Annotated in this window: 23 protein-coding genes; 11 read left to right on the top strand and 12 right to left on the bottom strand. The window is 73.0% G+C overall.

What is annotated here, in order from left to right:
- Window positions 1-86: 86 nt before the first annotated feature.
- The 7 genes from ACGF13_RS17445 to ACGF13_RS17415 form a co-directional block, all read right to left on the bottom strand.
- Window positions 87-1,004: a metal-dependent hydrolase gene (locus tag ACGF13_RS17445; protein ID WP_392875325.1), complete on the bottom strand. Its 918-nt coding sequence runs from the start codon at window positions 1,002-1,004 to the stop codon at window positions 87-89.
- Window positions 1,005-1,211: 207 nt separating this feature from the next.
- Entirely contained in the window at window positions 1,212-1,991 is a 780-nt protein-coding gene (locus ACGF13_RS17440) for an IclR family transcriptional regulator (RefSeq protein ID WP_392875322.1), read from the bottom strand.
- Window positions 1,992-2,327: 336 nt separating this feature from the next.
- Window positions 2,328-3,521, bottom strand: coding sequence for an allantoicase (alc, locus tag ACGF13_RS17435; protein ID WP_392875319.1), 1,194 nt, complete (start codon window positions 3,519-3,521; stop codon window positions 2,328-2,330).
- Window positions 3,518-4,945, bottom strand: coding sequence for an allantoinase AllB (gene allB / locus ACGF13_RS17430; protein WP_392875316.1), 1,428 nt, complete (start codon window positions 4,943-4,945; stop codon window positions 3,518-3,520). Before allB ends, alc begins: the two co-directional genes overlap by 4 nt.
- Window positions 4,946-5,091: 146 nt before the next feature.
- The gene (locus ACGF13_RS17425; protein WP_392875313.1) at window positions 5,092-6,306 is read right to left on the bottom strand and encodes a glycerate kinase; all 1,215 of its coding nucleotides are present in this window, start codon (window positions 6,304-6,306) and stop codon (window positions 5,092-5,094) included.
- A gap of 406 nt (window positions 6,307-6,712) precedes the next feature.
- Complete coding sequence (locus tag ACGF13_RS17420; RefSeq protein ID WP_392875310.1) at window positions 6,713-7,600, bottom strand: 2-hydroxy-3-oxopropionate reductase; 888 nt, start codon at window positions 7,598-7,600, stop codon at window positions 6,713-6,715.
- A 201-nt stretch (window positions 7,601-7,801) separates the two neighbouring features.
- Window positions 7,802-8,641 carry a TIM barrel protein gene (locus ACGF13_RS17415; RefSeq protein WP_392875307.1) on the bottom strand — a complete coding sequence of 280 codons (840 nt, stop codon included), beginning with the start codon at window positions 8,639-8,641 and terminating at the stop codon, window positions 7,802-7,804.
- 254 nt (window positions 8,642-8,895) lie between these two features.
- On the opposite strand from ACGF13_RS17415, the gene ACGF13_RS17410 reads away from it, so the two are divergent.
- The 7 genes from ACGF13_RS17410 to ACGF13_RS17380 all read left to right on the top strand — a co-directional run bounded on the left by ACGF13_RS17410 (window position 8,896) and on the right by ACGF13_RS17380 (window position 14,965).
- On the top strand, window positions 8,896-9,141 hold the full coding sequence (locus ACGF13_RS17410) for a thiamine-binding protein (protein ID WP_392875794.1): 246 nt from the start codon (window positions 8,896-8,898) through the stop codon (window positions 9,139-9,141).
- Window positions 9,138-9,518: a helix-turn-helix domain-containing protein gene (locus ACGF13_RS17405; protein WP_392875304.1), complete on the top strand. Its 381-nt coding sequence runs from the start codon at window positions 9,138-9,140 to the stop codon at window positions 9,516-9,518. Before ACGF13_RS17410 ends, ACGF13_RS17405 begins: the two co-directional genes overlap by 4 nt.
- 245 nt (window positions 9,519-9,763) lie before the next feature.
- A complete protein-coding gene (gene uraD / locus ACGF13_RS17400) occupies window positions 9,764-10,267 on the top strand; it encodes a 2-oxo-4-hydroxy-4-carboxy-5-ureidoimidazoline decarboxylase (RefSeq protein WP_392875301.1) in 504 nt (167 codons plus the stop codon).
- A gap of 129 nt (window positions 10,268-10,396) precedes the next feature.
- Entirely contained in the window at window positions 10,397-10,732 is a 336-nt protein-coding gene (gene uraH, locus ACGF13_RS17395; protein WP_392875298.1) for a hydroxyisourate hydrolase, read from the top strand.
- A 32-nt stretch (window positions 10,733-10,764) separates the two neighbouring features.
- On the top strand, window positions 10,765-11,700 hold the full coding sequence (pucL, locus tag ACGF13_RS17390) for a factor-independent urate hydroxylase (protein ID WP_392875295.1): 936 nt from the start codon (window positions 10,765-10,767) through the stop codon (window positions 11,698-11,700).
- 331 nt (window positions 11,701-12,031) lie between these two features.
- Complete coding sequence (locus ACGF13_RS17385; RefSeq protein ID WP_392875293.1) at window positions 12,032-13,513, top strand: nucleobase:cation symporter-2 family protein; 1,482 nt, start codon at window positions 12,032-12,034, stop codon at window positions 13,511-13,513.
- A gap of 66 nt (window positions 13,514-13,579) precedes the next feature.
- Window positions 13,580-14,965 (top strand): 8-oxoguanine deaminase, encoded by a 1,386-nt coding sequence (locus ACGF13_RS17380; protein ID WP_392875290.1) that lies wholly within the window; start codon window positions 13,580-13,582, stop codon window positions 14,963-14,965.
- A gap of 186 nt (window positions 14,966-15,151) precedes the next feature.
- Here ACGF13_RS17380 and ACGF13_RS17375 read toward each other — a convergent pair whose 3' ends face one another.
- Window positions 15,152-16,414, bottom strand: coding sequence for an MFS transporter (locus tag ACGF13_RS17375; protein ID WP_392875287.1), 1,263 nt, complete (start codon window positions 16,412-16,414; stop codon window positions 15,152-15,154).
- A 55-nt stretch (window positions 16,415-16,469) separates the two neighbouring features.
- Between ACGF13_RS17375 and ACGF13_RS17370 the strand changes: the two genes are divergently transcribed.
- Window positions 16,470-17,258 (top strand): ArsR/SmtB family transcription factor, encoded by a 789-nt coding sequence (locus ACGF13_RS17370; protein ID WP_392875284.1) that lies wholly within the window; start codon window positions 16,470-16,472, stop codon window positions 17,256-17,258.
- 72 nt (window positions 17,259-17,330) lie between these two features.
- Here the strand turns inward: ACGF13_RS17370 and ACGF13_RS17365 are convergent, their stop codons facing one another.
- Window positions 17,331-17,717 (bottom strand): gamma-glutamylcyclotransferase, encoded by a 387-nt coding sequence (locus ACGF13_RS17365; protein WP_392875281.1) that lies wholly within the window; start codon window positions 17,715-17,717, stop codon window positions 17,331-17,333.
- A 79-nt stretch (window positions 17,718-17,796) separates the two neighbouring features.
- The gene (gene aceB / locus ACGF13_RS17360; RefSeq protein ID WP_392875278.1) at window positions 17,797-19,449 is read right to left on the bottom strand and encodes a malate synthase A; all 1,653 of its coding nucleotides are present in this window, start codon (window positions 19,447-19,449) and stop codon (window positions 17,797-17,799) included.
- A 202-nt stretch (window positions 19,450-19,651) separates the two neighbouring features.
- Between aceB and ACGF13_RS17355 the strand changes: the two genes are divergently transcribed.
- Both ACGF13_RS17355 and ACGF13_RS17350 read left to right on the top strand, forming a co-directional pair.
- Window positions 19,652-20,449 carry an IclR family transcriptional regulator gene (locus ACGF13_RS17355; protein ID WP_392875275.1) on the top strand — a complete coding sequence of 266 codons (798 nt, stop codon included), beginning with the start codon at window positions 19,652-19,654 and terminating at the stop codon, window positions 20,447-20,449.
- A gap of 174 nt (window positions 20,450-20,623) precedes the next feature.
- Window positions 20,624-21,604 (top strand): hypothetical protein, encoded by a 981-nt coding sequence (locus tag ACGF13_RS17350; RefSeq protein WP_392875272.1) that lies wholly within the window; start codon window positions 20,624-20,626, stop codon window positions 21,602-21,604.
- Between the two features lie 133 nt (window positions 21,605-21,737).
- On the opposite strand, the gene ACGF13_RS17345 is transcribed toward ACGF13_RS17350, so the two are convergent.
- Entirely contained in the window at window positions 21,738-23,051 is a 1,314-nt protein-coding gene (locus ACGF13_RS17345) for an esterase/lipase family protein (RefSeq protein ID WP_392875269.1), read from the bottom strand.
- Window positions 23,052-23,261: 210 nt separating this feature from the next.
- On the opposite strand from ACGF13_RS17345, the gene ACGF13_RS17340 reads away from it, so the two are divergent.
- Window positions 23,262-23,591, top strand: a complete 330-nt coding sequence (locus tag ACGF13_RS17340; protein ID WP_224275159.1) for a MoaF N-terminal domain-containing protein — start codon at window positions 23,262-23,264, stop codon at window positions 23,589-23,591.
- 134 nt (window positions 23,592-23,725) lie between these two features.
- Here the strand turns inward: ACGF13_RS17340 and ACGF13_RS17335 are convergent, their stop codons facing one another.
- Window positions 23,726-24,868, bottom strand: coding sequence for an alpha/beta hydrolase (locus tag ACGF13_RS17335; protein ID WP_392875266.1), 1,143 nt, complete (start codon window positions 24,866-24,868; stop codon window positions 23,726-23,728).
- Window positions 24,869-24,909: the final 41 nt, after the last annotated feature.

The following is a 24,909-nucleotide window of genomic DNA, read 5'->3' as shown; positions in this document are numbered from 1 at the left end:
CGGATGTCAGCGTTCAGCGTTCAGGTTTCGGCGAACAGAGTTCAGCGAACAGATGACGTCATCTGTTCGCTGAAACCTGTCGGCCGTCAGCCGCGCCCGGCGGCCGCACGGGCGGCCGGGGAGGTGGCGAGGTAGCCCAGCGCCTGGCTGGACGAGCCCTCCTGGGTCGGGTGGTAGCCCGGCCGCAGGTAGCGCAGCCCGGAGCGGATCGACCTGAACGGGTCCGGCAGCAGTCCGCGTCTGGCGATCCGGCTCGCTTCCCGCCAGGTGGGCTTGAGCCGCCCCTCCAGGGTGGGGTCGGCGGCGAGCAGGAAGCGGGCGCCGCGCACCCAGAGGTGGACCAGCAGCGGCCCCGAGATCACCATCCCGCGCACCCGGCGCAGGTAGCCCGGGTCCAGGTGGACCATCAGGTCGTAGGCGACGCTGCGGTGCTCGACCTCCTCCGCGCCGTGCCAGCGCAGCAGGTCCAGCATCGTCGGGTCGGCCTTGGCCCGGTCCAGACCCGGGGAGTTGAGGGCCCAGTTGCCGAGGAAGGCGGTGAAGTGCTCGATCGCCGCGATGAAGGCGACCCGCTCGATGACGTTCTCCCGCTGCTGGGCCGCCGTCAGCCCCGGCTTGTCGCCGAGGACGCGCTGGAACAGCCAGGAGATCTGCCGGACGTACGGCCTCGGGTCGAGCCCCTGGCCGAGCAGGTGGTCCAGGACCTCCTGGTGCGCCTCGGCGTGGATGGCCTCCTGCCCGATGAATCCGAGGACCTCCTCGCGCAGTTGCTCGTCCCGGATGAGCGGCAGCGCCTCCTTGAACACCTTGACGAACCAGCGCTCCCCCTCGGGCAGCAGCAGGTGCAGCACGTTGATGACGTGGGTGGCCATCGGCTCGTCCGGGATCCAGTGCAGCGGCAGCCGGGCCCAGTCGAAGCGGACGTCCCGGGGCTCCAGGACGAGGCTGTCGTGCACGCGCGCGGCGGGGGCGGCGAGGGCGGGGACGGGGGTGGAACGGGGCATGGCAGGCCCTCCTGACCTGGGGGCGGCGGCTCGGCTCCAGGGAAACGTACTCGCGGGTAGCCGTGGGGACAAGGGTTTCGCCCACCCTTATCGACATCGAGTCTAATAAGTGATGTGCACCGTCCGACGCCACGGGAAACGCGGGAAGCCCCACCGGTTTCCCGGCAGGGCTTCCCCTGACCCGCGTGCGCGGCCGCCGACCCGCCGTCAGACCGCCATCGCCAGCATCAGCGGCGCCGCCCGGGCCGCCAGCAGCTCGGCGGCGGCCTTCAGCTTGTGGATGTTGTCCGCCGGCATCGAGGTGGCCAGACAGCCGACCGTGCTGCCCGCCGTGATCGGCACCGCCGCGCACACCGTGCCCAGCGCGTACTCCTGGATGTCGAGCACCGGCACCGTGGCCGGCTGTCGCTCCAGCCGGTGCAACAGCTGGTCGGCGTCGGTGACGGTACGGGAGGTGAGCCGGGCGACCGGGTGCCGGGAGAGGTGGTCGCGCCGGGCGTCCACGTCCAGCTGGCTGAGCAGGCACTTGCCGATCGCGCTCGCGTGCGCGGTCGCCTTGAAGTCCACCCACTCCTGCACGGCCGGGGCGTAGTCGGCGGCCGAGACCGCCTCCACCGACAACTCGCCGTCGTGGTACCGGCTGAAGTACACCGCGGCGCCCAACTCGTCCCGGAGTTCCGCCAGTTTGCGGTTGAGCCTGGCCTTCACCAGCTGCTCCCGGTTGTGCTGACCGAGCAGCGCGAAGGTGCCGCCCAGCAGCCAACCCCCGTCCTGGCACTGGAGATAGCCCTCGACCTCCAGGATCTCGGCGAGCCGCCGCACGGTGGGCAGCCCGAGCGAGGTCTCCCGGGCGAGGGCCACCAGGGTGGCGCCGTCGGGGTGGCGGTCGACCGCCTCCAGCAGTCTGAGGGCGTGCTGGAGGGAGGTGAACGGGCCCGTCGGACCCTGGTCAAGCGCGGCGTGACGACCCGGGGCTGGTGTCGACATGTCGTCCCCTTCCGATGTCCCCCCCACGGAGCGACCGCGGGCACGCACCAGCCTATCGACCCGGCGGCTCCGACGGCTGCCGTCCGTACATATCCGTGAACAATCCGTGTAGCCCCGTCCGCCGACCTGGGCGGACGCGACGGCCCCTCCCCCACGACCCAGGAGGGAGGGGCGCGTTCCGCGACCGCCGGGCAGGAGTGCGGGCGGTGGCGGGGCCGGCGGCGGTGGGGCCAGCGGTGGCGGGGCCGGCGGCGCGGACGGCGCGTCACCGGGTCCGGGCCGGGCCGCCGTACGAGTTGGGCTCGTGGTGCCGGAGATGAACCGACGGGCCGTCGACTAGCCGAGCAGGATCCGGACGACGGTCGCGGCCCCGGTCGGGTCGACGACCGGGCGGGCGGCGGTCAGCGCGGCGGCCTCGCCGGCGGCGGCACCGGCCGCGGCGAGGGCGGCACGGGCCTCGGCGGCCGGGAGGGCGTCGAACCAGCGCAGCGCGAGGGCCGTGCGACCGGCCTCGGTGAGGCGGCCGGTGAGCCGGAGGCGGGCCAGGCCGCCGTCCGGGTGGACGTTGATGCGCACGTGGGTCACCGGGCGGCCGGCGTCGAGCCGGAAGCGGTGCCGGGTGTCGGGCTGGAGCCGGGTGCGGGGCAGGAGTTCGAACCATTCGCCGTCGGCCGGGTCGGCCCCGGTCGAGGCGTCGAAGCCGATCAGGTCGGCCCAGCCGGGGGCGTTGGCGACGAAGCAGGAGGTGTCCACTTCGACGGCCAGGACCTCACCGCCCCCGGCCAGGGCGATCCGCACCCAGTCGTTGGCCTTGTCGCGCCGACGCCGGGTCTCCCAACCGTCGCCCATGACGGAGGCGCGGCCGGGAGCGTTCAGGTTGTGCGGGGAGGAGTAGTAGCGGTCGGACGCCGCCTCGGCCACGCCGCCGTACTCCTGGGCGGCCAAGTCGAAGGTGAGACCTTCGAGTTCGCGCGGGTCCGGGAGCACCTCGCCGTGCACCCGCAGCCGGGCGACACCGCCGTCCGGGAAGATGTTCAGCCGCACGTGGGTGTAGCGGGTGCCGTCCGCGACGGCGAACTCGTGGGCGGTGTCGCCCCTGAGCCCGGTGCGCGGCACGATCGTGGTCCACTCGGCGGCCCGGAGTTCCTCGGGCGAGGGGTGGCCGGGGACGGACGCGGCCTCGACCGAGGCGGACTCCGGGTGGTTGCCGGTGAAGTGGGCGGTGTCCACGACCACGCCGCGGATCACCCCGGCGGCGCCGAGCCGGACGATCGCCCAGTCGTGGTCCGCGTCGGTGGGGTGCGGTTGCTCGGCGGAGACTCCGCGACGACGCCTGGACTCCCAGCCGTCCATGATCTGGCCCTTGTGGCCGAAGGTGTGCGGGCGGAACTCGGCCGGCGCGGCGACCAGCAGGTTCTCGGCGTCCGCGAAGGTGTCCTCGTTGGTGGCGACGACGCCCGCGCCGAGCGGTCGGGAGGCCAGGTCGACCAGCTCGGTGAAGGGAGCACTCGGGGTGCCGGCAGTGGTCACTGACTCTCCTTGGGCGCGTTCGGACGGGGTGGTGGTGAGGTGGGATCGGGGTGGGAGTGCGGCCGGACGAGCTGTCGGCCGAAGGGGCGGGCGGCGGGGTCCACCGCGCGGCCGCGCAGCCAGGTGGTGCGCACCGCGCCGGTGAGGGTCCGGCCCGCGTACGGGGTGACCGGGTTGCGGTGGTGCAGCCCGCTCGCCCGGACGGCGAACTCGCCGTCGGGATCGAAGGCGACCAGGTCCGCGTCGTGGCCGGCGGCGATGGCGCCCTTGGTGCCGGTGAGGCCGACCAGGGAGGCCGGTCCGGCGGACATCCAGCGCACCACGTCGGCCAGGGTGTGGCCGCGTCGGCGGGCCTCGGTCCAGACGGCCGGCAGGCCGAGCTGGAGCGAGGCGATGCCGCCCCAGGCGGCCGCGAAGTCGCCGCTGCCGCCGTACTCGGGCAGCAGTTTGAGGTCGGGGGTGGACGGTGAGTGGTCGGAGACGACGGCGATGAACTCGCCGTTCGCCAGGGCCTGCCAGAGCGCGTCCCGGTTGACCTCGTCGCGGATCGGCGGACAGCACTTGAAGGCGGTGTCGCCGTCCGGCACCTGCTCGGCGGCAAGGGTCAGGTAGTGCGGACAGGTCTCGGCGGTCACCCGTACGCCGTCCTCGCGGGCCCGCCGCAGCAGCGGCAGCACGGCGGCGGAGGAGACGTGCAGGACGTGCACCCGGGCGCCGGTGCGGTGGGCGCCGGTCCGGTACAGCGCCGCGAGCAGGTGGGCGACGGCGGCGGTCTCCGCGTCGGCGGGCCGCGAGGCCAGGAAGTCCCGGTAGTGGACGCCGGGTTGCTGCGGGGCGGCGGCGAGCACGGCCGGGTCCTCGGCGTGGATGATCGCCAGCGCCCCGATCCGGGCCTGCTCGGCCAGTGCCGCCGCCAGATCGGCGGCCTCGAGGTGCGGGAACTCCTCCACCCCGGAGGGGGCGAGGAAGCTCTTGAAGCCGAACACGCCCTCCCGGTACAGGGGTTCGAGGTCCGCGAGGTTGCCGGGGACGGCGCCGCCCCAGAACCCGAGGTCGACCCAGGCCTGGCCCTCGGCGGCCTTCCGCTTGGCCGCCAGCCCGGCCACCGTGGTGGTGGGCGGGATCGAGTTGAGCGGCATGTCGACGATCGTGGTGACGCCGCCGGCCGCGGCGGCCCGGGTGGCGGTGGCGAAGCCCTCCCACTCGGTGCGGCCGGGCTCGTTGACGTGCACGTGGGTGTCGACCAGGCCCGGCAGCAGCGCGGTGTCGCCGAGGTCGACGAGTTCGCCGTCGCCGGCCGTGAGCGAGCCGTGCGGGGCCGTCCGGACGATCCTCCCGTCCTGGATCAGCACGTCCGCGGGGTGCTCGCCGTCGGGCAGGACCGCCCGTCGGGAGCGGATCACCGCCGGCTGGCTGAAGGGCATGGGAGACCTCCGGAACCTGGGAGTCGGGAGTGCGCGAACACGGGTGGAGGCGAAGGATTGCCGGGAGCCTAGGCCTGCCTTCAACAAAACGTCAATGGATGGGTGTTGGAGGGTCGGGGGCGTCCGGCGGCTCCGCGCGCACGGGGTCAGCCCGACAGCAGGCGCTGGGCCAGCCGCTCCCCCGCGAGTTCGGCCAGCTCGGCGGCCCTGGCCATGCTCTCCCCCGGCCGCTCGGCCAGGTCGGTCGGGTCGGTCAGGTCGGTCTGGCCGGTCGGGTCGGTCGGGTCGGTCGGGTCGGTCGAGTCGATCAGGTCGGTCAGGGCGATCACGGCGGTGAAGCCGGCGGCGCGCCACTCGGGTTCGGTGAGTTCCAGCCGACCCGCCACGGCGGCCACCCGGACCCCGGCCCGGGCCGCGGCCGCGGCGACCCCGGCGGGGGCCTTGCCGTGCAGCGTCTGCGCGTCCAGGCAGCCCTCACCGGTCACGACGAGGCGTGCCCCGCGCACGGCCGCGTCGAAGTCCAACAGGTCGAGCAGCAGCTCGATGCCGGGTCGTACGGTCGCGCCGAGCAGGGCCAGGGCGGCGAAGCCCACCCCTCCGGCGGCGCCGGCGCCGGGCGCCTCCCGGACGTCCCGCCCGGTGGCCTCGGCGACCAGGTCGGCGAACCGGGTCAGCCCCGCTTCCAGCGCCACCAGGTCCGCGCCGTCGGCGCCCTTCTGCGGGCCGTAGACGGCGGCGGCGCCGCGCGGCCCGAGCAGCGGGTTGTCCACGTCGCAGGCCACCACGACCTCGACCCCGCCCAGGGCGTCGGCCAGCGGGCCGGGGTCGATCTCCGCGAGCCGGCGCAACGCGGCGCCACCGGCCGGGAGTTCGGCTCCGTCTGCGTCGCGCAGTCGCGCCCCGAGGGCCTGCACCATGCCGGCACCGCCGTCCGTACAGGCGCTGCCGCCGAGTCCCAGGACGATCCGCTTGACACCGAGCGAGACCGCCTTGGCGATCAGCTGGCCGACCCCGTAGGACCCGGCCGTGAGCGGGGCGGCCCGGCCGCCGGGCAGCCGGGCCAGGCCCGAGGCCTGCGCCAGCTCGACCACGGCGGTGTCGTCCCGGACGGCCAGCGCGGCGTCCACCGGCAGTCCGGTCGGGCCGGCCACCTCGGCCGGGACCCTGCTGAAGCCGGCCGCGAGCGCGGCGGCCAGGGTGCCCTCGCCGCCGTCGGCGACGGGCAGTTCGCGCACCTCGGTGCCGGGCGCGGCGCGCCGGATGCCGGCGGCGATCCGGGCCGCCGCCTCGGCGCCCTCCAGGCTGCCCTTGAACTTGTCGGGGGCGACGACCACATGGCCCTGGTGGGGGGTGGGTGGCATGGAGCGGTCCTCGTTTCCGTACGGGTCTGGCGGTGGTCCTGCGGCGTGCGTCCGTCGGGCGCGCGTCCGACAGGCGTGCGCCCGGCAGATGTGCGCCCGACGGGCGTGCGTCCAGCATGGGCCCGGGTGGCCCGGGGTGCGAGCCCCCTCGGTCGGCGTGGCCGGGCGTACGGAGGCGGCCCTCGGCGGGGACGGAGCCGGGCGACGCGTACCGGGCTCGATCGAGGTGCCCCCACAGTGGGACGTACGCGTCGCCGGCCTGGTTCGACCGGCGGGCGGGCGGATGAGCCCCGGCCCGCTCGCCGGTCGAGTGCGGCCTCCTGGCGGCGCGGGCACGACCGGAACGGGTACACGGCCGCCAGGAGGAGTTCGGGGACGGGAGCTCCGCTCGGGAGCCCCCGGGGTGTCAGCCGACCTCGCGGCCGGAGAGCCGCTCGACGCCGCGCAGCAGCGCCGAGTGGTCGAGCGAGCCGTCGCCGTTGGCGCGGGCGGAGGCGACCAGCTGGGCCACCACGGCGCCGACCGGCAGCACGGCGCCCACGGCGCGGGCGGCGTCGGTGACGATGCCCATGTCCTTGTGGTGCAGGTCGATCCGGAAACCGGGCGCGAACTCGCGGTTCAGCATGTTCGCCTTCTTGCGGTCGAGCACGGTGGAGCCGGCCAGGCCGCCGCCGAGCACGTCCAGCGCGGACGCGAGGTCGACGCCGGCGTTCTCCAGGAACACCACGGCCTCGGCGAGCACCTGGAGGTTGGCCGCGACGATCAGCTGGTTGGCGGCCTTGACGGTCTGGCCGGCGCCGGACGGGCCGACGTGGACGACCGTGGTGCCCAGCGCGCCGAACAGCGGCTCGGCCTCGGCGAAGTCCTCGGCGGCCCCGCCGACCATGATCGACAGGACGGCCTCGACGGCGCCCGCCTCGCCGCCGGAGACCGGAGCGTCCAGGGTGCGGACGCCCTTCTCCCTGGCGACGGCCTCGACCTTGATCGAGGTCTGCGGGGTGATCGAGGACATGTCGATCAGCAGGGTGCCGGGCCCGGCGTTCTCCAGCACGCCGCCCTCGCCCAGGACAACCTGCTCGACCTGCGGGTCGGCCGGGACCATGGTGATGACGACCTCGGCGCCCCGCACCGCGTCCGCGATGCCAGTGGCCCTGTGGCCGCCGACCGCGACCAGGGCGTCGATCGGGGGCCGGGTGAGGTTGAAGCCGGTGACGTGGTGGCCGGCCCTGACCAGGTTGGCGGCCATCGGGCCGCCCATGATGCCGAGGCCGATGAAGGCGATCCTGCGGCTCATCGCGTCGAGCTCCTTGTGTGTGCGGGCGGGGGGATCGGGTGGGTCGGCGGCGCTTCCGCCGGGGGATCGCGGCTCGGACGGCTCGCGGCTCGGCGACGCTTCCCCGGGTCGCTCGCGGCTCGGCGGCACGCGGCTCCGCGACGCTTCCCCGGGTGGCTCGCGGCTCGGCGGCACGCGGCGGGGTGACGCTCATCGGCTCCACTACCTGGCGGCGGTGCGCAGTTCGCGCGGCAGCCACCCGAAGCTGTCAGCGCTGATCCCGGTGGAGGGGCGGTACTCCAGGCCGATCACGCCGGTGTAGCCCGCGGCGGTGAGCCGGGCGAACAGGTCCTCGAAGTCCAGCTCGCCGGTGCCGGGCTCGTTGCGGCCCGGGGTGTCGGCGATCTGGACGTGGCCGATGCGGTCGGCGTACGTGTCGATGACCGCCGCCGGGTCCTCGCCGTTCCTGGCCAGGTGGTACAGGTCGCAGAGGAACCTGGCGTTCCCCAGGCCGGTGGCGGCGTTGACCCCGTCGACCACCTCGACCGCGGCGGCGGCCGAGACCAGCGGGTAGTCCGGCGACTCGGCCTCGTTCAGGGCCTCGATCAGCAGGACGGCGCCGACCCCGTACGCGGCCCGCGCGGCGAGCACCAGGTGCTCCAGCGCGAGCGCGTCCTGCTCGGCCGGGTCGACGCCCTCGACCCGGTTGCCGTACAGCGCGTTGAGCGCGGTGGCGCCGAGCGAGGCGGCGAGTTCCGCGGCCACCGGGACGTTGGCGCGGTAGCGGTCCCGCTCGGACGGTAGCGAGACGGTCCCGCGGGCGCCCTCGCTCAGGTCGTCCAGCAGGTTGAGGCCGGTGAGCTGCACGCCGGCCTGGGTGAACGCCCTGCGCAGCGCGTCCAGTTCGGCCCGCGAGGGGTTGTGCTCCGCCCCGAAGGGCCACCACAGTTCGGCGGCGGTGAATCCGGCCGCGGCGGCCGCGGCGGGCCGCTCCAGGAGCGGCAGTTCGCCGAACAGGATCGACAGGTTGACCGTGAAGCCGTGCTTGGCAGCCGCCGTCACGTCACTACTCCCCTCTCAGCCCTCTTCCCTCCGCCTCAATTTCCACGATACGGAAGAGGGATTCTGTGTGATGGAAGATGGTGGAAGCATCTCCGGCCCACCGAGCGACTGTCAAGGGAGTTGCAACACTTTGTTGAAGCCACCTCGCGGCTCGCGGGCCCGGACTGTCGCCGCTCGCGGGGGCCGGACCGTTCGATCACCCAAGCCCCTGCCCCGTGCGGACCCCCGCTCGCTACAGTGACCCCGTGCGATTGATGGTGGAGTTCACGACAGAACCGTTCGAACTGGACACGTTCCCGGAGCACGCCGCGGCGGCTCGCGAGGTCGTCGACGCGGCCGGCCTGGCCGTGTCCGTCGGCCCCTTCGGCACCGGCGCGGAGGGCGAGGCCGAGCAGGTCCTGGCCGCGGTGACCAAGCTGCTCAAGGAGACCCTGGACGCCGGGGCGACCCGGATCTCGGTCCAGGTCAGCGTGCTGGGCAAGGAGGACGGTACGCCGTGACCGAGAACGTGGAACACCCGCTCGCCGCGGCGGTGAAGCCGCTGCTGGCCGCGGTCGGCGCGACGCCCGTCCCCCTGGACGAGGCGAAGCCCGACGACGTGGTCCTGGAGTGGGAGGGCGCCCCCGCCCTGGCCGTCCGGCTGCCGCACCTGGGCAGCGCGCTGGACCGGATGCTCACCGAGATGACCCGCCAGTTCGACGGCCGCCCGCTGGCCGAGCTCGACCGGGTGGAGAAGCAGCGGGTCGTCGCCCTGCTGGAGGAACGCGGCGCGTTCACCGTCCGCCACGGCGTGGAGACCGTCGCCTCGGCCCTGGGTGTCAGCCGCTTCACCGTGTACAACTACCTGAACCGCCAGGACAGCGCGAAGTCGTCCTGACGCCCGGTTCGGCGCCCTCCGGGGCGCACCCGGACCCCGCTGCGGGGCTTCCGAACGGGTGACCCCGCCGACCCGACAGGACTGGATCGGCTTGCGGCGGGGCACACTTGGCGAATCGCACACGAAAGGGCCCGGCATCGCGGCCCCGTTCGAAACGCAGCCACCAATCGTTCAACAAAGTGTTGACGACCGGGTGGGCCCGATCTAGCTTTTCCGGGTGGCACCACTCTCCAGGAGGTCCACTCGTGACCAACCACCCCCACACCCTTGACGCTCTGGCCGCGGCCGATGCCGCGGAGCTGGAAGGGATCCTGCTGGAGGTCTGCTCCAGCCCCCGCTGGGCCGCCGCGGTCGCGGCGGACAAGCCCTGGTCCGACCGCGAGGCCCTGCTCGCCGCCAACGCGGCCGCCGTGGCATCACTGACGGCCGAGGACCTGCGCGACGCGATGGCCGGCCATGCCCGGATCGGCGAGCCCCTGGCGGGCGACGCCACCTCCGAGCGCGAACAGGCCGGAATCCGGGGCCTGGACCGGGCGGTCCTCGACGAGCTGGACGAGGCCAACGCCGCCTACGAGGTCAAGTTCGGCCACGTGTTCCTGATCTGCGCGACCGGCCGCTCCGCGGTCGGCCTGCTCGCCGCCCTGCGCGAGCGCCACCCCAACGACGCGGCCACCGAGGCGGAGATCGTCCGCGAGGAGCTTCGCAAGATCAACGACATCCGGCTCGACCGCCTGCTCGACACACCCTGACACCCGTCCTGACGATTCGTCATATCCGTGGCGATATCGCCCTGGCCGGGCGTCCAGATTCACATCCACCCGCCCCCCTTATACAACTGACGCTTCGTCATCTACGCCATAGGTAAGGCCACTTCACCCATGACTGGCATCTCCACCCACGTGCTCGACACCAGCCTCGGCCGGCCGGCCGAAGGCGTTCCGGTCGAGCTCGCACTGCACACCGAGGGTGGCTGGCAGGTGCTCGGCACCTGCGCCACGGACTCCGACGGCCGGGCCAGGGACCTGCCGGCCGTGGAGGCGGGCTCGGTCGTCCGACTGCTCTTCGACACCGGCGCGTACCACGCGCCCGAGTCCTCCGAGCCTCCGTTCTTCCCCGAGGTCTCGATCGTCTTCACGGTCGCGCCCGAACAGCACCACTACCACGTGCCGCTGCTGCTCAGTCCGTTCGGATACTCGGTCTACCGCGGAAGCTAGTGGACCGACCTGGAAAGCCTAGGAGCCACGTCATGGCCCACGTGCTCGGTCAGAACCAGTACGGCAAGGCGGAGAACCGCATCGTCCGGGTCCACCGCGACTCCGCCCGGCACGAGATCAAGGACCTGAACGTCTCGGTCTCGCTGCGCGGCGAGTTCGACGACGTCCACCTCACCGGGTCCAACGCCAACTGCCTGCCCACCGACACCATCAAGAACACCGTCTACGCCTTCGCCAAGGAGTACGGCATCGAGTCGGCCGAGGCGTTCGGCATCCTCCTGGCCCGCCACTTCGTCGACGACACCGAGCGCGGCGTCGTGCACGGCGCCCGGATCCGGATCGAGGAGTACGCCTGGGAGCGGATCCGGACGCCGGACGGCTCGGCCGGCTTCATCGGCTCGAAGGAGGAGGAGGAGATGGAGATGGGACACTCCTTCGTCCGCAGCGGCCAGGAGGTCCGTACCAGCGAGATCGTCTACGACGGGGAGTCCGTCCGGGTCATCTCGGGCCTGAAGGATCTGGTCGTCATGAACTCCACCAACTCGGAGTTCTGGGGCTACATCAAGGACGGCTACACCACCCTCGAGGAGGCGTACGACCGCATCCTCGCCACCCAGGTCACCGCCCGGTGGAAGTTCGGCCACAGCGGGCGGGGCGGCGAGACCCAGCCCGACTGGAACCGCTCCTACACCCAGGTGAAGCGGCACCTGCTGGAGGCCTTCGCCGAGACCTACTCCTACTCGCTGCAGCAGACCCTGCACGCGATGGGCACCCGGGTCCTCGACAACCGCGCCGAGGTGGACGAGGTCCGCCTCGAACTGCCGAACAAGCACCACTTCCTGGTCGACCTGGAGCCGTTCGGCCTCAGGAACGAGAACGAGGTCTACTACGCCGCGGACCGCATGTACGGCCTGATCGAGGGCACCGTGCACCGCGAGGGCGTCGTCCCGGTCATCCCGGTCGCCTGACCTCCCCCACCAGGTGGACGCCGCCCGGAAGCGCCGCGCCAGCCGGCCCTCGCGTTCCACTTGTCGTTCCGCTCCGAACAGCACCGGTCGTTCCACCCCGCGTTCCGGCTCGGGCAACACCGCACGCTCCACCCGTACCAGCTGTTTCTCCACCCCCACCCCCACCCCCACCCACCGGAGTTCGTGTCTGCCTCGCGGCGGCCGGCCCGGGGCACTGGAGGGGCCGGCCGAGGGAACCCCGCACCGCCGTCCCACCCTCGGTCACAGCAGTACCGGCCGCACTCCAGCGCCACGGGCGCGCCGGGAGCCACGGGCACAAGAGGGGCTCGACATGGCACCCAGCAACACCAGCAGTACAGACGGCGGTTCCACCCCACCGAGAACGCGCGGCCCGGACGGCGCGGCGGCACACCTGCCCGGCAAGCCGCCCCGGGCCGGGACCCACCCCGTGGACGAGTTGCTGCCGCCGGTGAAGCTGTTCTCCACCGGACTCCAGCACGTCGCCGCGATGTACGCCGGGGTCGTCGCACCCCCGCTCATCGTCGGCGCCGGCGTCGGGCTCTCCCCCGCCGAGCTCGCCCTGCTCATCTCGGCCAGCCTGTTCACCGCCGGACTGGCCACGCTCCTCCAGACGCTCGGCGTCTGGAGGGTCGGTGCGCGACTGCCGTTCGTGAACGGTGTCTCCTTCGCGGGGGTCGCGCCCATGATCGCCATAGCGAAGGAGCACGGACCGAAGCACGCCCTCCCGGTGATCTTCGGAGCGGTGATCGTCGCGGGGCTCCTGTGCTTCCTCGCGGCGCCGTACTTCTGCAGGCTCATCCGGTTCTTCCCCCCGGTCGTCCAGGGCACCGTGATCACCCTCATCGGGGTGTCCCTGCTCCCGGTGGCGGTCAACTGGGCGCGCGGCGGTTCACCGGGCGCCCCCGGGTACGGCTCCATGCGGGCCGTCGGACTCGCCGCGATCACCCTCGTCGCGGTGGTGCTCTGCAACCGGCTGCTGCGCGGTTTCTGGCAGCAGCTGTCACTGCTCGTCGGCCTGGCGCTCGGCACCCTGATCGCCCTCCCGCTGGGGCTGGCCCACTTCGGCTCGGTCCAGAACGCGAAGATCTTCGCGCTCCCCTCCCCGTTCCACTTCGGCGCGCCCCTGTTCGACGCCGCCGCGATCGTCTCGATGTGCATCGTCATGGTGGTCTCGATGACCGAGTCCACCGCCGACATGCTCGCCCTCGGCCGGATCGTCGACCGCGAGGCGGACGAACCCACCCTCGCCGCCGGCCTGCGGGCGGACGGTCTGGCCACCGCGCTCAGTCCCGTCTTCAACGGCTTCGCTGCCAGCGCCTTCGCCCAGAACATCGGGCTGGTGGCGCTGACGAGGATCCGCAGCCGCTTCGTGGTCGCGGCCGGCGGAGGCATCCTGGTCGTGTTGGGGCTGTTCCCCGTGCTGGGCTCGGTCGTCTCGCTGGTTCCGCAGCCCGTCCTCGGCGGCGCCGGGATCGTGCTCTTCGGCACGGTCGCGGCCAGCGGCATCCGCACACTCGCGGAGGCGGGCATGGAGTCCAACTCGCACACCGTCCTGGTGTCGGTCTCGCTCGGTGTCGGCATCATCCCGATCGCCGCGCCGACGTTCTACGACTCCTTCCCGGAGGCCGCCCGGACCCTGCTGCACTCGGGGATCTCGGCCGGCTGCGTGATGGCCGTCCTGCTCAACCTGCTCTTCCACCACGTCGGCGCCGCCCGCCGGCCCGGGTCCGGACCGGCCTCCGACGCGCCGGGTCCGGCGGTTCCGACGGTTCCGACGGCGAGACCGTCCTGACCGGCCCGGGGAGGGGCGTGCACCGTGCGGCGCGCGCTCCCTCCGGCCCTCCCCTAGGAGTCACACATGGCAGTCCAGCCCCCACCCGGCGACCAGCGGATCGTGATCGAGAACGTCGCGATCGCCACCGTGGACGCGAACGACACCGAGTACGCCCGCGGCCACGTCGTCATTCTCGGCAACACCATCGAGGCGGTGGGCGACGGCCCCGCCCCCGCGTGGCTGGACGACGTGGTGCGCCGAATCGACGGCGAGGGCCACCTCGTCACCCCCGGCCTGGTCAACACCCACCACCACTTCTACCAGTGGATCACCCGCGGCCTGGCCCAGGACCACATCCTGTTCGACTGGCTGGTCGCCCTCTACCCGACCTGGGCGAGGGTCGACGAGAAGCTCGTGCACCCGGCCAGCCAGGGCTCCGCCGCCGCGCTGCTCAAGTCCGGCTGCACCACCGCCGCCGACCACCACTACGTCTTCCCGAAGGACGGCGGCGACGTCCTCGGCGCCTCCATCGAGGCCGTCCGGGAACTCGGCCTGCGCTTCACCGCCCTGCGCGGCTCGATGGACCGCTCCCGGAAGGACGGCGGGCTGCCGCCGGACCACGCGGTCGAGGAACCGGACGACATCCTGGCCGCGTCCGAGGCCGCCGTGGACCGGTACCACGACTCCTCCTTCGGCTCGATGCTGCACATCGCGATTGCGCCGTGCTCGCCCTTCTCCGTCTCCACCGAGCTGCTCCGCCGGTCCGCCGAACTCGCCCGCCGCAAGGGCGTCCGGCTGCACACCCACGGCTCGGAGACGGCCGAGGAGGAACAGTTCTGCAGGGAGCTGTTCGGCATGGGGCCGACCGACTACTTCGAGTCGGTGGGCTGGCTCGGCGAGGACGTCTGGATGGCGCACTGCGTGCACATGAACGACTCCGACATCGCCAAGTTCGCCCAGACCGGCACCGGTGTCGCCCACTGCCCGTCCTCCAACGCCCGCCTGGCGGCAGGCATCGCCCGGGTGCCCGACATGCTCCGGGCCGGCGTCCCGGTCGGGCTCGGGGTGGACGGCACTGCCTCCAACGAGTCCGGCGAACTGGGCACCGAGCTGCGCAACGCGCTGCTGATCAACCGGCTGCACGGCTCCCCCACCGCGCTCACCGGGCGGCAGGCGCTGCGCCTGGGCACCATGGGCGGCGCCCGGGTGCTCGGGCGGCAGGACGAGATCGGCTCGGTCGAGGCCGGCAAGCTGGCCGACCTTGCGCTGTGGAAGATCGACGGGATCATGCACTCGTCGATCGCCGACCCGGTCGCCGCGCTCACCTTCGGCGCGCTGCCGCCGCTGTCGGTGCTGTTCGTCAACGGCAACGCGGTGGTCGAGAAGGGGCAGCTGACCACCGTCGACGAGGACCGGATCGCACGCGACTGTGCGCGGGCCGCCCGCGAGCTGGCGGCTCGTCCGGTCTGACGCCCGCATCGGGCTCCGGGGCATCCGGGGAGGGAGCGGACAGATGACGGCTGACAACTTTCGTCATCTGTTATCTGTTCGCCGTCATCTCTCCGCTGTCATCTGTTCGCCGTCGTCGATGCGCGGACCGCAGGCCCGGACCCGCGGCGAGGGTCCGGACCCGCGGCCCACTCGGGGAGGCGCTCCTCACGCTGCCGGATGCGGGGAGGCCGGTACCCGCGAGGCCGGTACCAGCGTGACTCCGGCGAGGGCGAAGAGACCGGCGAGCACGAGCCAGCCGACGGCGCCGTGCGCGACGACGGTCAGGCTGATCACCAGCGGGCCGAGGACGTGCGCGGCGGCCTGGCCGCTCATGAAGACGCCCTGGTACTCGCCGTGCGACCGCGGATCGGCCAGGTCCAGGCTGAGGGTCCAGCCACCGGCTGAGGTGAGGAGTTCGCCGAGGCTGTGGACCAGGGCGCCGGCCAGGGCCGTCGCCGCCGCCGCGGCCGCCGGGCTGTACTGGGCCGCCGCGTAGACGAGACAGGCGGCGGCCAGCACCGCGCCTCCCCGGGAGCAGGCCCGCGCGGCCGTCGGAACGCTGTCGACACCGCGGCTCGCGCGGACCTGGAACACCACCACCAGGAGGCAGTTGACCACGTTGACGGCGGCGACCACGGCGGCCGGCGCGTCCGTCGCCAGCACGATCCAGAGCGGCATCCCGACCGTGAGGACGGCCAGTTGGAGCTCCAGCACCGCGTGCAGGGCGGTGACCACCAGGTAGCGCCGGTCCCGAAGTGCCGTTCGGTGTTTCTCCGTTGCCGCCCCGGGTGTCCGCCTCCGCTCCTCCGACGGGAGGGTCAGGCCGGCCAGCAGGGCCGCCGCGCCCAGGAAGCTCGCCGCGTCCAGGGCCATCATCGTCACGTACCCCGCATAGGTGTTCGCCTGGAGGGCGACCGCCGCGCCGGTGGATCCGACGACGAGCCCCGCGTTCATCACCGACCGCAGCAACGCCCGGGCCCGAACCTGCCGTTCGGCGGGAAGCGCCCGCGCGATCAGCACGCTGCGCACCGCCGCCGCTCCGCGCTCCAGCACCGTCGCCACACACGCCAGCACCACGTACGCGACGAAGGAACGCACGAACGCGTACCCGAGCACGGCCGCCGCCTCCAGCGGCCCGATCACGAGCAGCAGCCGCTTGCTGCCGACCTTGTCCGCGAGCCGCCCCATCGGCACGCCGGCGAACACCCCGCACGCCCCGGCGGCGGTGAGCCCGAGCGCGACCCGGCCGGGCGTCAGCCCCACCGACCGGGTGAGGAACAGCACGCTCACCGTCACGAACAGGCCGTTGCCGACGGTGTTCACCAGGCTCATCAGGGCCAGCCCGCGCAGCAGCGGATCGTCCGGGAGCAGTCGGCCGAGGAGGCCAGGGCGGGAGGCGGAGGGCGGACGCGCCGCGGCGGAAGTCATGGCAGCAGGACAGCGGGGTTCCGGGCGCGGTGGAATTCTTTTACCGTTACGGTCAATGTTCGAGTTCCGATTGGGCGTTGACGATCTGATCGCCACCCCGCCCGAGGTCGTACGGACGGACGTGCTGACCGCGAACCGCAGCGCCGGGAACGCGCTACCGCCGGTGCTGGCCGAGCTGGTCGACGATCCGTCGGCGCTCACCGCCCGGGTGGCCGGGGCGCTGGAGGCCTACTGGACGCAGTGCCTCGCCCCCGCGTGGTGGCCGCGGGCGCGCTCGGTGCTGGAGGCGGACATCGCGTACCGGGGGCGACGGCTCTCCGAGCACGGCGCCGAGGGGCTGTTCGCCGACCTCGACGGCCGGCTGTCCTGGCAGGCCGGCGTCCTGCGGCTCGTCGACCCGCACCCCGCCACCAAGGCACTGGGGACCACGGTGGACGTCGCCGAGCGGGGGCTCGTACTGATGCCGACGCTGTTCGCGCTCGGGGCGGTCACCGACATCACCCAGGGCGGGCCGCCGCTCATCACGTACCCGGCGCGGGGCAAGGCCACGATGGGCGAGGACGCGGGGACGGGGCGGCGCCCGCCGGAGCAGGGCTCGGCGCTCGCGGGACTGATCGGCGCGCCCCGGGCGAGGCTGCTCATCCTGCTGGAGACCCCGGCGAGCACCACCGAACTGGCCCACCGGCTCGGCGTCACCCCGGCGGCGGTCAGCCGCCACCTCGGCGCTCTGACCGCCGCCGGCCTGCTGGAGCGCGCCCGGCACGGGCGCAGCGTCCTCTACCGGCGCAGCGGGCTGGGGGACGACCTGGCGACGGGCGGTCGACGGATGACGGCGAACAGCTGACGGCCGACCGATGACGGATGACAGATGACGAAAGTTGTCAGCTGTCATCCGTCGGCCGTCGACTGTCAGCCGTCAGGCCGTTCGCCCCAGCGTGGCCAGATAGGCGCGCCAGCCACCGTGATGGGTGATCTCGCGGTGGACGCCGCGCTCCAGCTCGCCCCGGGCGAGCAGCATGGACAGGCACGCGGAGCCGTCCTCCAGCTCGATCACTCCCAGCTCCAGTTCGCGCGGCTCGCCGGGGAGGATGACGTCCCGCAAGTGTTCCAGGCTGATGTCGTACAGCTCGCCGTCGATCGCGGTGTCGACGGCGGGGTCGCGCAGGAGGCCGGGGCACACGTCGTCGATGGAGAAGAAGCGGTAGCCGGGCGCGGTCCGGGCCGGCCCGACCAGCGCGTCGGCGACCTTCGCGTGGAAGGGGCCGCCGACCATCGCCTGGCCGTTGAAGAAGATGCGTGCCATGGGTTCGACTCCTGGGCGGGAAGACGAGGGAGGCCGTTCCGTACGGGCGAAACAGAACGGGGCCGGGCCGGCCGGGGGCTCAGCCCAGCAGGGGGAGCGCGGGGAGGGTCAGGAAGTCCACGAACTCCTCGGCCAGGGCGACCTGTTCGAAGAGCCGGGCGGCCTCGCGCCAGCGGCCGGCGCGGTAGGCCTCCTCCCCCAGTTCGGCGCGGAGTTCGGCGAGCTCGGTGGCGACCAGGGCGCGGACCAGTTCGACGGTGGTCTTCTCGCCGGTGTCGGACAGCACGACCCCGTTGTGGATCCACTGCCAGATCTGCGAGCGGGAGATCTCGGCGGTGGCGGCGTCCTCCATCATGTTGAAGATGCCGACGGCCCCGAGTCCGCGCAGCCAGGCCTCGATGTAGCGGATGCCGACCTGGACGGCGTTGTGCAGCCCGGCGTGGGTGCAGTTGCCGCCGGCGCCGGCGATGTCGAGCAGTTGGGCGGCGGTGACCGGTTCGGCCGGGCCGGGGTTGTCCTTCTGGTGGGGCCGCTCGCCGAGCACCGCGTCGAAGCAGGCCCGGGCGACGGGCACCAGGTCGGGGTGGGCGACCCAGGAGCCGTCGAAGCCGTTGCCGGCCTCGCGGTCCTTGTCCGCCTTGACCTTCTCCAGCGCGGCCGCGTTGACCTCCGGGTCGCGGCGGCTCGGGATGAACGCGGCCATGCCGCCGATCGCGTGGGCGCCGCGCCGGTGGCAGGTCTGCACCAGCAGCCGGGTGTAGGCGGCCATGAACGGCGAGGCCATGGTGACGCTGTTGCGGTCGGGCAGGATGTAGTGCTCGCCGGCGTCGCGGAAGTTCTTGACGATCGAGAACAGGTAGTCCCAGCGTCCGGCGTTGAGGCCGGCCGCGTGGTCGCGCAGCTCGTGGAGGATCTCGTCCATCTCGAACGCGGCGGTGATGGTCTCGATCAGGACGGTCGCCCGGATCGTGCCGTGCGGGATGCCGAGTTCGGCCTGGGCGTGGGTGAACACGTCGTTCCACAGCCGGGCCTCGAGGTGGCTCTCGGTCTTCGGCAGGTAGAAGTACGGGCCGGAGTTGGGGTCCTCGGCGCCCTTGGCCAGCAGCCGGGCGGCGTTGTGGAAGAAGTAGAGGCCGAAGTCGACGAACGCGCCGGCCACCGGAGTGCCGTCGACCAGCAGGTGGTTCTCGTCCAGGTGCCAGCCGCGCGGGCGGACCACGACGGTGGCGAGTTCGGCGGCGGGCTTGAGGGTGTAGGCCTTGCCCGCGGCGCTGGTGAAGTCGATCCGGCCCTCGAAGGCGTCGATCAGGTTGACCTGGCCGCCGATCACGTTCTCCCAGGTCGGCGAGGTGGCGTCCTCGAAGTCCGCGAGCCAGATCCGCGCCCCGGAGTTGAGCGCGTTGACGACCATCTTGCGGTCGGTCGGGCCGGTGATCTCGACCCGGCGGTCCTGGAGCGCGCGGGGTGCCTCGGCGACCTTCCAGTCCGCGGCCCGGACCGCGGCGGTCTCGGGGAGGAAGTCCAGGGTCCCGGCGGCGGCGATCTCGGCGCGGCGGGCCTTCCGCCTGGCCAGCAGCTCCTGTCGGCGCCCCTCGAAGGCGCGGTGGAGCCCGGTGACGAAGGCGGTCGCCTCCGCGGTGAGCACCTCCTCCGACCGGTGGACGCGAGGACCGGCGACGGTGACGACCGGAGCGGCGGGGGAGGAACCGACGGACCCCTGATCTGCAGCCATGAGCAGGACACTCCTAAGACGGTTGAGCCTGGCGAGGGGAGCTCCGGCAGGAACTTCCTCGGGGAACTTCCGCGATCGGCACCCGCCGGTCGGCGGGTTCGATTCTGTAAGGTGGAGACTAGTTTCCGCGATACAGAATTTCAACGATTTGTTGAAGGGATCGCCGGGAATCCACTCCTCCCCGACAGCGAAGGAAACACCGGTGGTCGCGACCCCCGACCCAGCATCGACGACAGGCACGGACCGCGCGAGCGGCGGCGTGCAGTCCGTCGAACGCGCCTTCCAGCTCCTGGAGGCGCTGGCCGACTCCGGCGGCGTGGCCACCCTCAGCGAGCTCTCCACCAGTTCCGGCCTCCCGATGCCGACCATCCACCGGCTGGTTCGTACCCTCGTCCAGCAGGGCTATGTCCGTCAGGACACCACACGCCGCTACACCCTCGGCCCCCGGCTGATCCGGCTCGGCGAGACGGCCGGCCGCCTGCTCGGCAGCTGGGCCCGCCCCTACCTGGCCGAACTCATGGAGGCCACCGGCGAGACCGCCAACCTGGCGGTACTGGAGGGCGGTGAGGTGGTGTACGTCGGGCAGGTGCAGTCGCGCCGCTCGATGCGGATGTTCACCGAGGTCGGCCGACGGGTGCAGCCGCACTGCACCGGCGTCGGCAAGGCGCTGCTCGCCCAGCTGCCCGAGGACGAGGCCCGCGCCGTCCTCGGCCCCAACCCGCTGCCCGCGCACACCGAGTACACGGTCACCGACCCGCAGGAGCTGATGCGCCAGCTCGCCGAGGCCCGCGAACGCGGCTACGTGGTCGACGACCAGGAGCAGGAGATCGGCGTCCGCTGCATCGCGCTCGCCGTCCCGGGCGCGCCGACGCCCACCGCGCTCTCGGTCTCCGGACCGGAGGCCCGGATCCGCGCCCTGGAGGAGCAGGACGGGGCCGCCTCCCTGGTACCGGTGATGCACCAGATCGCGACCCGGCTGGGGCAGGTCCTCGCCCCCTGACATCCCGTCAACCACCCTTGCCGGCCGACCCGGTCGGGTCGGCGCGCCGCGTCATCCGTTCGAGCGGACGGCGGGCGGGTTGCCACCGGGCTCCGGCGACGGCTCCGCCACCCTGGTGCCGACGCGGCCCGCGACGGCGCGGGCGGCCGGGACACGAGGGCAGGGTGAGCGGGGATGGAGCAGCAGCACCGGGACGTGTGGGAGGCCGCACCGGGCGGCGGGGTACGCGATGCCGACGTACGAGGCGAGGACGTACGGGGTGACGGCACACGGGGTGACGGCGTACGGGATGGCAGCGTACGGCGCGCCGCGGGCGGCCGCGGGTTCGGCGGGGCCGGGCTGGTCGCGGCCGTGGCGGCGGGGTGCGCGGTGACGGTGCTGGCCAGCGACCCGTCCTGGGCGCTGCGCCGGCCCGAGCCCCGGCCCGCGGTGGAGGTCCTCACGACGGGTACACCGTCCACCCTGCCCGCGCCGGTGACGCCGGGGGCCTCCACCCTGCCGGCACCGGCGACTCCCGGAGCCTCCACCCTTCCCGCACTGGTGATTCCCGGGGCCTCCACCCTGCCCGCGCCGGTGACGCCGGGGGCCTCCACCTTGCCGGCACCGGCGACGCCGGGGGCCTCCACCCTTCCCGCACTAGTAATTCCCGGGGCGAAGCCAGGAGCGGGTTCCGGGTCCGACGCCGGGTCCGATGCCGGATCCGGAACGTCCGAGGCCTCCACGCTGCCCGCGCCCGCCGTCGCGCGGCGGCCGTCCGCCTCCGACCTGGAGGTGGTCCGGTCGGACCCGGACACGGCGACACCCGGCGGCACCACGACCGTCCGCGCCTTCGTCGGCAACGGGGGCCCGGAGACCACCGCCTCCCCGTTCACGGTCCTGGTCAGCCTGCCGGAGGGGGTCAGCCCCGAGGGTCCGTTCTTCCCGTCCGACTGCCAGGTGACGGGCCGCGGCCGCGTGGTGCGCTGCGTGTTCGGGCCCGGGCTGCGGGAGGGGCGCAGCGCGACCGCCCTCATCCCGGTCCGGCTCGACCCGGAGTTGCCGGCGGGCAGGCTGAGCGGCGGCTCGGTCACGGTGCGCAGTGCGGACGACCGGAACGAGGGCAACAACCGGCAGCCGTTCGACATCACGGTGGTCGAGACGGCTGCCGGTTCCTGAGTCACGTGGCCCGGTCGGCAGGGGTGGCCTTGCCGACCGGGCGACGGTGATCGGGGAGTTCCGCTGCGGCGCGGGGTGGACCGGTTGCGATCAACGACGCTGCGCGGCAGTCGAGTTGATCGGCTTTCCCGACTCAGTCGAGCCAGGCGTTGACCTGGCTCGCCGCGTCCGGTGCCCAGGCGAGTTCCAGGTGGTTGAGGCCGGTGAGCAGCCGGGTTCCGCCGACCGTCGCGATGCCGGTGGTGTCCAGCGCGCTCGCGGTGAAGACCAGGCCGTCGCTCGGCCCGCGGCCCTCGTTGAGCACGCCCGGGATGTCGGCGGACCCGCCCGCCAGCAGGTAGGTGCGCACCGAGGCCGGAATGCCGGCCTGCCGGAGCGGGGCGATCAGCGAGCCCGCGTCGATCGCCGCCTGGATGCCCTGGCCGGAGGTGTAGAAGCCCTGGCCGCCATAGTAGGTGGTCCACCAGTCCTGCGCGGTGGTGTCCACCCCGTAGGTGCCGTCCCAGCGGGCGAGCAGCTGGCGCTGGCCCGGGTAGCAGTCGTAGCCGCCGCTCGGCAGCACCCCGAGGCAGGGCTGCGAGGTGTACGTGCCGTAGCAGGTCATGTAGAGGTGCGGGGACGGCGCGTTGGCGGTGCCGCCGCAGGCCGGCCAGGTGACCAGGTCGAAGTCCCAGCCGTGCGCGTACACGTAGTCGAGCCCGCCGTGCGGACCGCCGAGCGTGATCAGCCGGCGCACGTCGCCCGCGTACGCCCTCCCCCAGGAGGGCTTCACCGAGGACACGTACGCCCGGGCGGCGACCTCGCCCTTGCTCCAGGCCACCACGTCGACCTGGGGGACCCCGAGCCGGGCCCGGATCAGTGCGACGGCGTCGCCGACGGCCTGTGCCTGGAGCAGGTTGTCGCCGTGCTTGTGGGCGAAGCCGATCGCGAAGACCCGGCGGCCGTTGCCGGCGAGGTACTGGGCGAGCCCGGTCGACGGGCAGCTCGCGGCACCGCAGGTGCCGCTCTCCCCCGGGTTCGCCCAGGCGCGGTCGGCGTTGTCGTTGGCGCCGTGGACCAGCAGGACGGGGGTGGCCTGGCTGCCGGTGTCCCAGCCGGCGGCGGAGTACAGCAGGAAGCGGGCGGAGGAGGGCCGGGCGGTGCCGAAGTACGTCCGGCGGGCTCCGTCCTGGTCGCCGCGGCCGTCGGAGGGGAACTGCTCGGCGCCGAAGCCGGAGGTGGTGTCGAGGTAGCGCTCGACCTTGGCCCAGCCGTTGCCGGGGGTGGGGAAGGTGGCTTCCAGGGTGAGGGGGGCCGTGGCCGTGACCTGGGCCGTGCCCGCCTGGGCGGTGGTGGGGGTGCCGAGGAGGGCGGCGGCCAGGGTCAGCAGCACGGCGGCGAGGGCGGTGGGGCCGCGCCTCCTGCCGGGGCGCGTGGTCGGGCTGGGGCGTGTGGGGGTACGTCTCATGGCCGGACGGTAGGACCGGCGCGCGGCCCTGCCCATGTGCCGGTCGCACACCCGGGCGACCGCGTGGTGGCGGACCGTACCGTGGCGAGTGCCTGACCGACTGCGCCCGGTCGGATAAATTGGACGTCGGACATCATCCGCCGTGCACAAGAGCGGCGAGCCCGACCGGGTGCTCGCCACGACCTGACAGAGACGAGGACCCGCCCCACCATGACCGCGCCCCTGCCCGCCTTCGCCGGCCGCACCTACCTCTTCCGGGCCGACAACGGCGCGGCCTTCCGCAACACCTACTCGGCCGACGGCACGCGGCTGCGCTGGGAGGGCCTCGGCGAGTCCGCGGGCCAGTGGGAGGACGTGCGGCTGCACGTCGCCGAGGTCGCGCCGGAGATCTACTTCGTCAGCTGGACGGAGCAGAGCGGGATCACCGTCAGCCACGTGATGGACCTCGGCAAGCTGACGGTCCGCGCCTTCTGGACCTTCGAGGGCGAGGGCGGCCGGGTCGGCGAGCTGCACACCGGGACGCTGGAGCGGGTGGCCTGAGCGGCGGGACCGCCGCGCTGTCGGAGCCGTACGGCCGCGGAACGAACCGTACGAGCCGGTCCGACCGAACGGCCCGGTCCGACTGAACGACCGAACCTCCGGGGCCGTTGCTCCGGGGGTTCGGTCGTCCGGTTTCACGCCGCCTGGTTCGGCACCTTGAGGTGCTGGGACAGCCACTCCAGCGAGGAGGGCAGCAGGGCGCTCCAGGTCTCGAAGTTGTGGCCGCCGTTCTCCAGCATGCTGTACGAGACCTTCATCGGGCTCTGCACCGCGTCGACGAAGGCCTCGGTCTCCTGCCGGTAGTTGCCGTCGCCCTTCTTGGTGCCGGCCAGCAGCACGGAGACCTTCGGCTGCGGCAGGTTCTTCAGCCGCCAGAACAGGTTGGCCTCGTCGCGGCGCTGCTTGCTGCCGCCGAAGAGGTCACCCGTGGTCGGGTCGTCGGCGGCGTCGTAGTAGGCGGAGAGGGCGACGGCGGTCGGGAAGACGTCCGGGTGGCGCATGGCCAGCTTGAGCGCGCAGTAGCCGCCGGTCGAGTTGCCCATGAACGCCCAGGCCTGCGGGTCGGTGGAGACCCGGAAGCTGGCCTGGATCGCCGAGGGCACGTCCTTGGTGAAGTAGGTGTCGGACTGCGGGCCGTTCGGGACGTCCTCGCACTCGGTGTCCTGCGGCATCGCGGGCGAGGGGCGCACCAGGACCATGACGGTCGGCTGCATCCGCCCTTCCTGCAGCAGCTTGAGCGCGGCGCCCGGGTAGTTGAAGCGGGTGATCAGATTCTCGGCGATTCCTGGGAATCCGGTGCTGACGATCACCGCCGGGAACTGCTTCTGGGCGTACTGCGGCTGGAAGTACTGCGGGGGCAGGTAGACGTAGCCCTCGGTGGACAGCCGGCTGACCGCGCCGTCGATCCGGATCTTGCGGATCTCGCCGGACTGGGCGGGCTCGCGGCCCATCGCGCCGCCGCCCTTGACCGAGGCCTGGCCCATCGTCTCCACCATCAGCCGGCCGGAGGCGTCCGCCTTGTTGTGGATGACCACCGGGCCGGTCTCGCCGGTGCCCAGCAGGTCGTCCCAACTGCTGTAGAAGGCGAAGTAGTTGTTGGCGACCAGGCCGAGCGCGGCGAGCACCGCGAGCTGGGTGGCGAGCAGGGCGCCGATCCGGCCGAGTACCGCCTGCCAGGTTCTCTTCGCGAGCCTGGGCCACAACCAGACCGTGCCGACCATCATCACGACCGCGATCAGTGCGGTCAACGCCAGCACCTTGTGGCTTGTCAGACCCATGTCCTGCTTGCTCCCACGCCTCGAACTCCAGTCCCCTCCGC

The organism is Kitasatospora sp. NPDC048286 (assembly GCF_043201735.1).
Taxonomy (GTDB): domain Bacteria; phylum Actinomycetota; class Actinomycetes; order Streptomycetales; family Streptomycetaceae; genus Kitasatospora.
The sequence above is the reverse complement of the archived record's forward strand: the minus strand, read 5'-3'. Positions and strand labels throughout refer to the sequence as shown.